General features: G+C 51.6%; 12 protein-coding genes and 1 riboswitch. All 12 genes read right to left on the reverse strand.

All coding sequences use genetic code 11. From position 1 onward, the window contains the following. Positions 1–194, reverse strand: a 194-nt coding sequence (locus IV54_RS12115; protein WP_338034231.1) for a DEAD/DEAH box helicase, incomplete at its 3' end; no start/stop codon positions are given. Then, on the reverse strand, positions 169–1,230 hold the full coding sequence (locus tag IV54_RS08395; RefSeq protein ID WP_057878916.1) for a helix-turn-helix domain-containing protein: 1,062 nt from the start codon (positions 1,228–1,230) through the stop codon (positions 169–171). The genes IV54_RS08395 and IV54_RS12115, both read right to left, overlap by 26 nt. A gap of 92 nt (positions 1,231–1,322) precedes the next feature. Further along, positions 1,323–1,907, reverse strand: coding sequence for an ECF transporter S component (locus IV54_RS08400; protein ID WP_057878917.1), 585 nt, complete (start codon positions 1,905–1,907; stop codon positions 1,323–1,325). Positions 1,908–2,019: 112 nt separating this feature from the next. Beyond that, a riboswitch (FMN riboswitch) is annotated at positions 2,020–2,138 on the reverse strand. 59 nt (positions 2,139–2,197) lie between these two features. Continuing rightward, complete coding sequence (locus tag IV54_RS12020) at positions 2,198–2,920, reverse strand: pseudouridine synthase (RefSeq protein WP_057878918.1); 723 nt, start codon at positions 2,918–2,920, stop codon at positions 2,198–2,200. Next, positions 2,921–3,520, reverse strand: a complete 600-nt coding sequence (gene scpB, locus IV54_RS12025) for an SMC-Scp complex subunit ScpB (RefSeq protein ID WP_057878919.1) — start codon at positions 3,518–3,520, stop codon at positions 2,921–2,923. It abuts the gene before it with no gap. Continuing rightward, positions 3,498–4,286: a segregation and condensation protein A gene (locus IV54_RS08415; RefSeq protein ID WP_057878920.1), complete on the reverse strand. Its 789-nt coding sequence runs from the start codon at positions 4,284–4,286 to the stop codon at positions 3,498–3,500. Before IV54_RS08415 ends, scpB begins: the two co-directional genes overlap by 23 nt. Further along, a complete protein-coding gene (locus IV54_RS08420) occupies positions 4,240–4,635 on the reverse strand; it encodes a hypothetical protein (RefSeq protein WP_057878921.1) in 396 nt (131 codons plus the stop codon). Before IV54_RS08420 ends, IV54_RS08415 begins: the two co-directional genes overlap by 47 nt. A gap of 54 nt (positions 4,636–4,689) precedes the next feature. After that, complete coding sequence (gene xerD / locus IV54_RS08425; RefSeq protein ID WP_057878922.1) at positions 4,690–5,586, reverse strand: site-specific tyrosine recombinase XerD; 897 nt, start codon at positions 5,584–5,586, stop codon at positions 4,690–4,692. Positions 5,587–5,597: 11 nt separating this feature from the next. Continuing rightward, a complete protein-coding gene (locus IV54_RS08430) occupies positions 5,598–6,479 on the reverse strand; it encodes a CvfB family protein (RefSeq protein ID WP_057878923.1) in 882 nt (293 codons plus the stop codon). Positions 6,480–6,680: 201 nt separating this feature from the next. After that, the gene (gene pyk, locus IV54_RS08435) at positions 6,681–8,438 is read right to left on the reverse strand and encodes a pyruvate kinase (protein WP_057878924.1); all 1,758 of its coding nucleotides are present in this window, start codon (positions 8,436–8,438) and stop codon (positions 6,681–6,683) included. A gap of 257 nt (positions 8,439–8,695) precedes the next feature. Continuing rightward, positions 8,696–9,424, reverse strand: coding sequence for a transaldolase (locus IV54_RS08440; RefSeq protein WP_057878925.1), 729 nt, complete (start codon positions 9,422–9,424; stop codon positions 8,696–8,698). A 96-nt stretch (positions 9,425–9,520) separates the two neighbouring features. Beyond that, entirely contained in the window at positions 9,521–12,865 is a 3,345-nt protein-coding gene (gene dnaE, locus IV54_RS08445; RefSeq protein WP_057878926.1) for a DNA polymerase III subunit alpha, read from the reverse strand. Between the last annotated feature and the right edge of the window lie 77 nt (positions 12,866–12,942).

The raw sequence follows: 12,942 nt of genomic DNA on the forward strand, positions 1-12,942 counted from the left end.
AAGGGCGATACGATTAGAACACAGCCAGGATGCCGATAACCATAGAGCTGATAGATCAGGGTCTTACCGGCACCAGTCGGTAGAACAGCTAGCACATCTTGTCCCGCCTCTAGGTCGTGTAAGGTTTCCGCCTGTCCCGTTCGAAACTCTTCAAAACCAAAGACCCGTTTAAGACTCGCTGTTAGCTCTTCCATCGACTAGCACGCCCCCTTTCTCAATCCAAATGGCATAGAGCCGAAAATAAAAGAAGTCATATTGTTTCTGTAAATCAGTAGGCAAGCTGGTGTATTGCCAGTCATCGATTGCCCCGGTTAAATTTTGCGCAAAAAGCCGACATAACTCGGGGGTCAGGATCTGCTCATAGGGAAAGTCCGCCAATGGAAGAAAAATGGCCGCTTCCAGCAAATGTTCCCGCACCGTACTGAGCTTAATCCGCCGTTGCGCCGCCACGTGGTCAAGGTCACCAGTCTGCCGGACGGCTTCTAATGTCAGCTGTGCACTACGCGTGACCGGTGATTGCCACAGGCTACTCAGCAGACTGGTAAAGGGCGTCTCTGCGACCCGGGCATCCTGACAGATCTGCATCAGGCCATCCAGTTGCATCAGGTTAACCTCCCAGGCCGTCTGCTGATGCGCCTGCGCGACCTGTTCTCGCGTTAACCCGGGATGCCGATAACCGGTCAATAAACTCGTCGTGACCGTCGCTACCTCCTCTGGTAGCTGTTCTAGGGCGTTTGTCAAGGTTTGTAAAAGCTGCTGACCCAGCTGGTCGGACTTTACCCGTTGAAACCAGGCTCTGACCGCCTGACGCGTCGCCAAATCCGTCATCAGTGGATAGTAACGCCGGGTGGCATGGGTATATTCACTAACGACCTGAATGGCTAACAGGATCCGTTGCCGGGCCGCCATCAAATCTAACTGAATCCATTGTTCGGCCGTTCGCGGTTGGTAATAATCTCGTTGGGCGGCAATGATCCCCGCCGGCGTTAATCGTAACTGGTCATTTTCTTCATCCAGCGTTGCCAAGCCCCCGGTGACCAGCGACCGGGCTGAAGCATCTAACGCTCCCCGATCGAGCGTCTTATCCAGTCCGATGAGCGGCAACAACTGGTAGCGTTGTCCCCAATAAAGCGTCGAGACCGTCTTTTTACCACGAAGGAGGTTTTCGATCACCCGCAGACGCCGGGCTTGTTGTGGGGTCAAAACCTGAATTAAATCCGCCGCTTCCAAAAGACCATCTCCTCATATCGTTTAATTTTACCATAGAAAAAGGACTGACGACCGCCAGTCCCTCGTTTGTCTGTAATTGTTTATGTGGGTCTTTATGACAGCGCATGCTTAGCCATCCAGGGCGCCAATCGCCGATTCAGGGGGATAAATAACACCCCAAGCACAATTCCCTTAATCAGGTTGAATGGAACCACCCCCAGCAGCACTAACTGCTTCACGGGAAGTCCGAGATCCATATGCCAAACCTTGAGATAGAGCGGCGTAATGACCCACCAATTTGCCAGTGACAGCACAACCGTCAGGCTCACCGTCCCTACAACAATCGCGAGAATGTGGCGCCCGATGGAAGCCTTGTGTTGCCGCCGTAGAACGGCACTGATGGGTAAGATGTACGCCACGTCGGCAATGAAGGCCGTCATGACCCCAATAAAGTTCATGATGTCCATCCCAGTCGTGACGAAGTACAACAGTTCCTTTAGGGCGGCGATTAGAATCGCCCCCGCGGGTCCGAAGACGCCCAGTCCCACTAAGACCACGAGATCACTGAGATCTAACTTCATGTACGGCACAATCGGAATAATCGACACCGACAAGAACATGAGGATGTAGGCCACTCCCGCAAACAGTGACATTTCCACCATCGCGCGAACCCCTAAACCCTTGTGAACATTTTCCATAATTCTGTTCCTCCTTGCGGCCATCTCAGTGGTGGGACCACGAAAAAAGATCCCACCACAGAAGGGTAAGACCTTGGCTTTACGTAAACCTGAGCCTACGCAAAGAGCAACGTCTCATCTTCTGCATACCAGACTTTACTGTCGGTTCCGGAGTTTCACCGAATCAACCGCTTAACGCGGGTCGCGGACTTTACCGCCGGTCGGGAATTTCACCCTGCCCTGAAGATGAACCATAAATTATTTGACACCATAAATATACTAATACTGCGCGTAACTGTCAATCATTTGACTTAGGCCAGATCTGTCAGTCGTCTGAGTTCCTTAACTTCTTCGGGTTTCAGATAACGTGAATCCCCAGGATTAAGTCCCTTGAGCGTCAATCTGGCATATTCTTCCCGTTTCAACTTTTCCACGGGACAACCCACACTAGCCAACATCTTCTTGACCTGATGGTTCTTCCCTTCATGAATTGTCAGTGAAACAATTGCCGTATGCTTCTTGTCATCGGTACTCAGCACCTTGGCCTTGGCTGGCGCATAGGTAATATTATCCACCTCAACCCCTTGACGCAATTGACGCAAGGCATCGTTGGTTGGAATTCCCGTGACCTTAGCCACATAAGTCTTCTCGACCCCGTACTTGGGATGCGTCAACCGATTGGCAAGTTCACCGTCATTGGTTAACAGCAACAGACCCGTCGTATCGTAATCTAACCGGCCTACGGGATAAATCCGTTGGGGCACGTTTTCGATCAGGTCGACAACGGTTTCGCGACTCTTCTCATCATTAGCGGTCGACACTACGCCACGAGGCTTGTACAACAGGACATAGGTTGGGGCTTCGCTGGATACCGGCACACCATCTACCATGATTTTATCGTGAACGCCGACCTTGGTTCCAAGTTCCGTGACCACGTCACCATTGACCCGTACTCGGCCACTCATGATGAGCTTTTCCGACTGACGCCGTGATGCAACCCCGTCATGGGCTAAAACTTTTTGTAATCGTTCCATTTATTGGTCATCTCCTGCTTGATTGAGTTGTTGATTGAAGGCCTTTAAAAAGATGTCGCCACCGTCTTCATCCGCGTGGTCACCGGTGGTTGCCGCAGCGGGTAATGGCGGCAGATCTGTCAATTCTTCCAGGCCGAAATAGTCCAGGAAGTAAGCACTGGTTCGATAGAGCTTCGGTCGTCCGGGCTCATCTAACCGTCCCGCATCTTCGATCAGGCGACGCAAGACCAGCTTTTGGACGGTCGACGCACTCTGAACCCCGCGAATCTCATCAATCTCGATACGCGTAATGGGCTGGCGGTAAGCAATGATTGCGAGCACCTCCAACGATGCCGGCGACAAGCTCGTGCTCAACGGATTTTCAAAGTAACGTTTGATGAGGTCCCCAGTTGCCGCCTTGGTTACCAGCCGGTAGGTGGTTTCATTCACCATCAGCTCCAGGGCTGAATCGGAGTCGTCTCGGTATTTCTCCGCCAACCGTTCCAGACTGGCTAGGATGGCTGGTCGTAAGAGGCCGGTTGCCGCAGCTAAATCCGCCACGGTGATCCCTTCATCGCCACTCACAAACAGGAGACTTTCAATTTGTGCCAGAGGTGACATCGGTGGCATAACTTCCTTTCGCTTTCAAAAAATTCACTTGCAGGGGTAACAGCCGACTGGCCTGAGAGAGCGCCACTTGCCGTTGCCGGGCCAATTCGAGAATTGCTAAGAATGTCGTGACAATCTCATCGACAACCGTGGTCTGTCCCACTAAGCGTTCGAAATCCATCGGTCCCTTAGCCCGCTCTAATCGAGTCAAGACCACCTGCATCTGTTCTTTAATTGTATATTGTTCCTGCTGGATGCTCTGGGTGACTGGCCGAGCAATCCGGGCGCGTTTAATCAGTCGTGCCAGGGCCGTCTGGAGATCGGCGGCCTGAATTCCCGGCTCAACGGTTAAGACCACGTCATCCGGAACAGCCATCGCTGGCCGGGTAAAGTGCTGCTGCCGTTGTTGGGCTCTGACCTTCAGTTCCTGGGCAGCCTGTTTATAACGCTGATAATCCAGTAGCCGTTGGACCAGGTCCTCACGTGGATCACCCTCGGGTTCCACGTCATCATCCGTCACCAATGTCGGCTTAGGTAACAACAACTTGGCCTTAATGGCCATCAGATTGGCCGCCATGACAAAGTATTCTCCCGCGATATCCAAACGCAATACCTGCATCTGATGCAGGTACGTCAGGTATTGACTCGTGATGGTTGCAATGCGGATATCATAAATATCCATTTCATTGGTTTTAATTAAGTGTAGCAATAAATCAAGCGGTCCCTCAAAATCACTGACCTGAATCAGTGGTTGACCGCTGGGCGTGACTTTGTCCATGTTGATACTCCCATTTTGCAATAATCTTAGCGGTCGTCAGGGTCCCCATTAACCGTTTATCTGGTAGCGCCGTTGCGAGTTGATCCAGCATCTGCCAGGTGTTCTCGGTGAGGTCTTGATCTGGGGTCAAGGTGACTAACCGGACAATCAGGTAGTCCCCTTGGACCTCAGTACCCACGGCCCCGGCAAAATCATCGTGGTCGTCCTTCCACAGGTAGAGTCGCCGGCTATCATCACTCTGATACCAGGTCAATTCCCGCTGTAGCCGATCCCAATCCTTAAAGGTGGGCAACAGGCTCAGGAGTCCCATCGCAATCTTTTGATAATCGCTCCGATATTTCAGTAACATGGTCTGCCTCCGTTTAAATCGTCCCTATACTTTACCACAAAGCGCTGGTCACCGCTAGGCACGCGGATGTGCCTGGTCATAGACGGCCACCAACCGTTTCTTGGAAATATGGGTGTAAATCTGAGTCGTGGTAATATCCGCGTGACCCAGCAGTTCCTGAACCACTCGTAAGTCCGCCCCGTTCTCCAACAAGTGCGTCGCAAAAGAATGCCGCAGGGTATGGGGGGTGACGTCCTTGGTAATGTCCGCCAACGCCACGTAGCGCTTAATCTTCTGCCAAATGGACTGGCGTGACAACCCACCACCGTGGGCATTTAAGAAGAGATAAGGACTCGTGCGCTGCTTCAACAACAACGGCCGGCTCTCGGTCAAGTAGTGTTGAATCCAGTCACTGGCCACATCGCCAATGGGCACGATCCGTTCCTTGTCGCCTTTACCCAGGGTTTGAATCAACCCCATCTCCAGATGCAAGTCGCCAAGCTTGAGATGCACGAGTTCGCTCACCCGCAATCCCGTGGCGTACATGACCTCGAGAATGGCGCGGTCGCGAATTCCATACTTATTTGCCGTGTCGGGAGCCGCCAGTAGACGGTCCACCTCGGCCACCGTCAGGACCGCCGGCAAATGCTCGGCGTGCTTAGGTGCCGCAATATTTGCCATCGGGCTCTCCGCCATTTGGTGGGTCTGGACGAGGTAGCGGTAAGCCTTCCGTAAGGCCGAGACCGCATGAATCACGGAGTTACGTGACTTGCCACTCTTAGTCAACGTTTCCAGATAGGCCATCACCTGCAAGCGATCAACCTGAGTCAACGATGTAACATTCTGCGTGGTCAGATAGTCCGCGAAGCCGTGCAATTCCTGGACGTAACTCGTGACCGAATTCTTTGCTAAACCCTGTTCTACCGTAAGATAGTGAGCAAAATCCGCAATCTGCGTCGTCAATTCGGTCATGTCGTCACCTCCTATTTTGTCGCTTGTTCATCATCCTTAACTAGCCAAAGTTGCCCGTCATGTTGGGTAATCTTCCGTGCCTTCAAGAGGTGCCCGATGGCCCGCTTAAATTGACCCTTACTGATCCCAAAGTAAGCCTTGATGGCAGCTGGATCACTCTTGTCGCTGAAGTCCAGGTAGCCTTCGCCACTGTGTTCCAATGCGGCCAATAACATGGCAGCGTCGTCGTCAATGGCTTCGAAGGTCCGTGGCCGTAATGACAGGTTTAACGTCCCGTCATCGTGAACGCCAATCACCCGCGCGTGGAGTTCTTCTCCCAAACGAGGTTCTGTTTCACGTTCCGAAGGGTGAATGAATCCTAACTCGTAATGATCGGTCATCACCCGCGTTCCCACGAGCTTTAATTGATAAGCCCGGGCCACGACGTTAGAATTCTGCAGCTTCTTCTTAGCGGGCTGGCCAATGGCCTGATAAATATCACCGTCGGCTAACACACCCCAGAGCCGTTGCTTCTTATCTTCACGCAGAGCGATCAAGAGGCGATCCCCTTGTTGTGGCCAGAGTTCCATCATCGCTGGCAGGTCATCTAACGACACCACGATGTCCTTGTTAGGGAGTCCAATATCGACAAAGACGCCTAACGTCCGTTGGGTCCGAACGACCGTCCCAAAACCATAGTGGTCCACTTGAACCTCGGGTGCATCCCGGGTAATCTGCATGTCATGGTCTTCATTTTCATAGGCGAAGCCCTTGAAGACAGACCCTAGCTTCAGTGGCTTCTTGATCTCCGCCTTGTCCAAGCGGAAGGTCGTCCCCGCCACTTGTACGTAATAATCTTTTTCATTCTCGTCGGTAACTTTACCCGCAACGATGCGGCCTAATAGTTCTTCCATAATCTCCTCAATTCTACTGGCGAGGCCAGTTTTCCGTTCAAAGTGTCTAATGCCTATTTTACACGGAAACGCCTCAACTAGCGACCTTTTCTCGTAAAATTCGTGGCAATCTTCTCGACTTGTGGGTCTCGCAAGACTTCAGAAACACGAAAAAACGGACCCCCGACAGAGGGTCCGTTTTCATAACAGGTTTATCTCTTATTAAAGCACGTTGGAAGCACCGTGGTAAACGATACCGCGACGTGAGTCAACGGTGATCAATTCGCCATCGGAGATCTTGTCGCTGGCACCAGTAGCACCAACGATAACAGGAATCCCCATGGAAATCCCAACAACAGCTGCGTGAGAAGTCAACCCACCGTTTTCAACGATAACGGCACTAGACTTTTCGATAGCTGGCAAGTAGTCCTTGTCGGTGTTCTTGGCAATCAAGATACCACCTTCAACAACCTTGGCGTTGGCTTCGGCAGCGGTGTTGGCAATAATTGCCTTACCGATAACCGTGTCATCACCGACACCTTGACCTTGAACTAACTTTGAACCGATCAATTGGATCTTCATCAAGTTAGTCGTCCCGCGTTCGCCGACTGGCACACCAGCGGTGATCAGGATTAAGTCGCCTTCCTTAGCTAAGCCCGTTTCAACGGCCTTGGCTGCGGCAAGATCGAACATTTCGTCAGTGTTAGCTGGCTTTTCGGTAACGATTGGGTAAACACCCCAGTTAACCATCAAACCACGACGGGTCCGGTCATCAAAGGTAACAGCTAAGATATCAGCATTTGGCCGGTACTTAGAAATCATCTTGGCGGTGTAGCCACTTTCAGTAGCAGCAACGATGGTCTTAACGCCTAATTCGTTGGCAACACGTGCAACGGAAGCACCGATTGATTCGGTAACGTCACCGTTGTCGAAGTTCAAGTTGTCACGACCAAAGTCTGGCAAAGCATTTTCAGCCTTGATGTCGATCCGGTTCATAGTCGCAACGGCTTGTACTGGGTATTCACCGTTAGCACTTTCACCAGAAAGCATGGTTGCGTCAGTCCCATCAAAGACGGCGTTGGCAACGTCAGAAGCTTCGGCACGCGTAGGACGTGGGTTTTCTTGCATGGAGTCTAACATTTGGGTAGCCGTGATAACGGGCTTGCCTAAGATGTTACACTTCTTGATCAAAGCCTTTTGTACCAAAGGCACGTTTTCCGTTGGAATTTCGACACCCATGTCACCACGAGCAACCATCAAACCATCGGAAACCTTGATGATGTCATCAAAGTTGTTGATACCTTCTTGAGATTCGATCTTAGGGAAGATTTGCACGTGTTCCATGTGCTTTTCTTCAAGGAGTTCACGAATGTCCATCACATCTTGAGGATTCCGTACGAAGGAAGCGGCGATGAAGTTGATTTCGTGGTCCAAACCGAAACGAATGTCATCTGAGTCCTTTTCAGTGATCCCAGGTAAGTTGATGGAAACACCAGGGGCGTTAACACCCTTACGAGAACCTAAGATACCATCGTTTTGAACAGTGACAACTAATTCCTTAGTTGCATCGTCCTTCTTGTCAACAACAGTGTCTAATAAACCGTCATCAAACAGTACGTGGCCACCTTCGTGAACGTCATCGTAAAGACCAGGGTAAGTAACCGCGATCTTTTCCTTAGTTCCTTCAAGTGAGGCATCCATGGAGATCCGGAATTGGTCGCCAGTGCTAAATTGCAGCTTGCCGCCCTTTTCAACGGTCGTCCGAATTTCGGCACCCTTAGTATCTAACATGATACCAACAGTCTTGCCAGTAATCTTTTCGGCTTGGTGAACTTTGTCCAAGCGACCTAAATGTTCTTCGTGGTCACCGTGAGAAAAGTTAAACCGGAAAATGTTGGCACCGGATTCGATTAACTTAACAATCGTATCGACGTCATTACTTGCAGGCCCAAGGGTACTTACGATCTTGGTTTTCTTCATTAGAAAAATCTCTCCTTTAGAATTGGCCCGATGGTTACTAATTTTAAAAAATTAGCAGACCAAAAGTTTCGGCACAAATTTCATTACACCAATATTCTAGCACTTTTAATTTTTTCTGTCTGCTATGTTTATCGAATTTCGAGCCTTTTGTACATCTTTTCTCAAAGTAAGCGTTTTCTGCGAACTGACGGGCCCCAGCGCAATTAAAAACCTACTCGTTTGATAACGAGTAGGTTATAAAAGGGATAACTTTGATTTTATTCTTGGATGCCGTCAGCCACTGGAATCGTGAACCCGAGTTCGGCAATATCGGAATCGAAAGTCTTGACCGTATCAAGTGAGATTTGGAAGGCTGGCTTACCAAATTTGTCTAACTTGTTCAAGATCTTTGGGGGTACCGTGATGATGTCACAGCCCGTTTCGTTCGCTTGAACAATGTTGATAGATTCCCGAGTGCTAGCCCATAACAGGTCAATGTTGGCCTTGGCATGGCACAGGTCAGCAGATTGTCTCATCAATGGTAAGGGATCGACACCAGAATCAGCGACCCGCCCAGCAAAGACGGAGACGATCCCGCCAACTTCGGGGTTCAAGGCATCAACGGCCCAACGAACTTCTTCTAAAGTGGTAATTGCCGTGACGTTCACGCGAACCCCGGCATCGGATAACTTAGAAATAACATCGGTGTTGTCTTCACCGGTGGCCCGAATGATTGGCACCTTAACAGCGACGTGCTTCCCCAATGATGCTAACGTCTGAGCTTCGGCCAGCATCCGTTCTGGCGTGTTCCCAAAGACTTCGAAACTGATCGATTGGTCTGGGAAAGTTGCCACGGCTTCCTTGGCAAAGGCTAAGTAGTCGGTAATCCCGGCAGCCTTCATCAAGCTAGGGTTCGTCGTGAATCCTTCAACTAAGCCCTTAGCAGCAACAGCCTTCATAGCGGATAATTCTGCCCCATCGGAGTAGACCTTGACGTTTAATTTCATTTTGTAAATCCTCCCAAAATAGATTATCTCGTTCATTGGTATATATAATACCGAACTTGATAACAATAGTCCAGAAGTATTTTTCACAAAATTGGTCTATCCATTCCTAAGAACGACATTTTTCTCGCCCATCAAGCTCCTCAGCCCCGTCATAACAGCATTCTCATTTGAAAGCCATTGTTCATTAGTTAAGATTCTTTTCTGATCGGTCTGGGCTTGATAAATGATTACTGGAACTTTTCCGGGGTTAGATTTAATGAATTGGCCTAGTTGTTTGGCAATTGGTCGTTGGTCATGTTGCGCATCCACGCGGATGTACCAACATGGCCCTGCAGGCAACTTAGCTGGCTGGGCGGACTCGGTGACTGGCTGTTCCAACCGGTCCACGACGATCTGCAGTCCCCGTTGCTGTTCCACCTTCCCGGTAACCAAGACCACCTGGTTCGGCGCAAGCCACTCCCCGACAAGCCGGTATTGGTTGGGAAAGACCGTCAAACTAATCTCCCCGGTCTCGTCACTTCCCGTCACAAAGGCCATGGGTTCGCCGCGTTTCGTGCGAATCGTTCGAATCTTCGTGACGTAGACAATCACCGTGACCCGTGAATTTACCGTTAGCTCGCTGATCGGTACCGCATGTCGTTGCGCCCCCAGCTGACGATACTGTTCGACCGGATGCCCCGACAGGTAAGCCCCAAGGACCTGTTCTTCATGACTCAACTTGGTCATCAGGTCAAAGTCAGGTTGTCGTTTGACCTTGGGAGCCAGGGCCGCAAACAATTCCACATTATCGCCAGACAGCTCGACCGTACTTAGAAATTCCGGCAAGGCGGCAATCAACTCGGCGCGGTTATAGCCAAAATGGTCAAAAGCCCCGGCATAAACTAGGGCGTCCAGCAAGTCTTCCTTGCGATACTTAGCCTCAATGCGTTCTAGGAATTGGTGCAGGTCACGAAATGGGCCCTGCGCCTGGCGATCGGCCAAGACCGCCCGCAGAAAGTCCCGGCGGACCCCCTTGATTGAGCTTAAACCGAAGAGAATCGCTTGCTGCTGGAGACTAAAGTACGCCGCGGAATGATTGATGTCGGGTGGCAAAACGGTGACCCCATGACGCTTGGCTTCGGCCAAATAGAGTTTCGTCTTATCAGGCACGTTAACCACCGAGTTCATCAAGGCCGCATAGAACGGGCCGGGATAATGGGCCTTGAGGTAGGCCAACTGAAAGGCTAATTTACTGTAAGCCACGGCATGGGATCGGTTAAATCCATAGTTGGCAAATCGATCCATGTAGGCAAAGACTTGTTGCGCGGTTGCCGGGTCGTAACCCAGCTCCTGCGCGCCGGCCACAAACTTCTTTTGCATCGCATCCATGGTGGCTTTCTTTTTCTTACTCATGGCCCGACGAAGCAGATCGGCTTCCCCCAGGCTAAAGCCCCCCATCACGGCGGCCACTTGCATGACTTGTTCTTGATAGACTAGGACGCCATAGGTTGGCCCTAAGATTGGTTTCAGTGCCGGTGCCGCGTACTGGACCGGCTCTTTGCCTTCCTTACGGTTGATAAAAGTTTCGATGTTTTCCATGGGACCCGGCCGGTAAAGGGCATTAACGGCAGCCACCAGTTCGAAACTGTCTGGCTTGAGTTGCCGCAAGACCCGTTTGATCCCGGAGGATTCGAATTGAAAGACCCCGTTGGTTTCGCCCTGAGCAAAAAGCGCCAAGGTTTCGCGATCGTTGAGATCGATCTGATCGAGGTCAAAGACCTTTCCCGTCTGTTGCTTCACCAATGCCAAGGCATTGGCTAGGATACTCAAGTTTCGCAATCCCAGCAAATCCATTTTTAAGAGCCCCACTGCTTCGACGGTATCCTTGGGATACTGCGTCATCAGTAGATCCTCGGCCCCTGGTTGTAAGGGAACGACGTCGGTTAATGGCCCCTGACTCAAGACAACCCCCGCCGCATGCGTGGAATAGTGACGTGGCAGACCTTCGACCTTGCAGGCCGTTTCAAATAATAACCGATTCTCGGGACTATCCGCGACCAAGTTTTTCAGTCGTTGAGATTGGTCATAGGCGGCGTGCAGCGTGATGTGGAGCTGGCTAGGAATCGCCGCACTCCAATCACTCAGTTGATAAGGGGCCATCCCCAGTGTACGCCCCACGTCACGCAAAGCGGCCTTGGCCGCTAGTGTCCCGAAAGTAATGATCTGGGCCACCCGTGTGTGGCCGTACTTGCCGTGGACGTACTGCAGGACTTGTTCTCGACGATCGTCCGGAATATCCAAGTCAATATCGGGCATCTGGGCCCGTTCTTCATTTAAGAAGCGTTCGAACAGGAGATTGTAGGCCAAGGGATCGACCTCCGTAATCGCCAAAACATAGGCTACCAGGGAGCCCGCCGCAGAACCCCGCCCCGGCCCCGTTTGGATATGGGCCCGGTGGGCAAAGTTCATGATGTCCCAGACAATCAGGAAGTAGTCATCGAACCCCATCCGGTGAATGACCGAGAGTTCGTGGTCCAATCGCTCCTGGTAAGGGGCCGCGTCGGTGATGCCATTGGCCTGTAGCCGCCGCTGTAAGCCTTGACCACAGAGTGCCCGCAGGTAATCCTGTGACGGCTGCTGGTCCGGTGTCGGAAATTGCGGCAACTGGGGTTGTTGAAATTTCAGCGTCACGTCACAGTCGCTGGCTAAGGTTGCCGTGGCAGTCGCTGCGGCTTCTAATCCGACCGCAGCAAAACGGGCTTGCTGCTCGGCGGCTGGTCGTAACCAATGGGTACCCAGCGTGGCCTGCTCGGCGGGAATGTCCGTAATCGTGGCGCCGGCATCAATGGCACGGAGAACCGTGACAGCAAAGTGGTCGTCTTGATTCAAATATTCTACTGGCGACAGCCCAACTAAAGGCATCCCCACAGTTTGACCTAATTGTTGTAGGGCTAGGCGCGTCTCCTCACTCTGGTCGGCACTGATTCCTAGCGACACGTTGGTCGGCGTGAACAGCTCCTGTAAACGGCCCAGTGACTCGCTAGCCGCCTTACGATCGCCATTGGCCAACAGACGGGGAGCCTCCCCATTCAATGGCACAACGGCTTTTAGATGGGTCAGATTGGCGTGTTGCTGGGTCAGATCGACCGGTGCCGCCGCCACTTGATAGGCTGTGGACAGTTGCATGAGTTGCTGGTAGCCCGTGAAATCACGCGCCAAGACCACCAGATCGGCCCCGGTTTCATCCCCGGGAACTTGAACCGTCAGTGTGAGTCCCAAGATGGGCTTGATCCCCGCCTGCTGACAGGCATTATAGAAGGCCACAACCCCGTACATGACATTTCTGTCGGTGATCGCTAGTGTCGTGTACCCCCGCTCCTTGGCCGTTTGGACCAATTCATTTATTCGATTGGTACTCTGTAACAGACTGTACGTACTGATGACCTGTAACGGGACAAACATGTTGGACGCTCCTCTCAAGAATTCTTTATCGCTATTATACCAGAAATCCATGACCGATCCGTCACATAAGAACGTAC

Source organism: Levilactobacillus paucivorans (genome assembly GCF_001437125.1).
GTDB lineage: Bacteria > Bacillota > Bacilli > Lactobacillales > Lactobacillaceae > Levilactobacillus > Levilactobacillus paucivorans.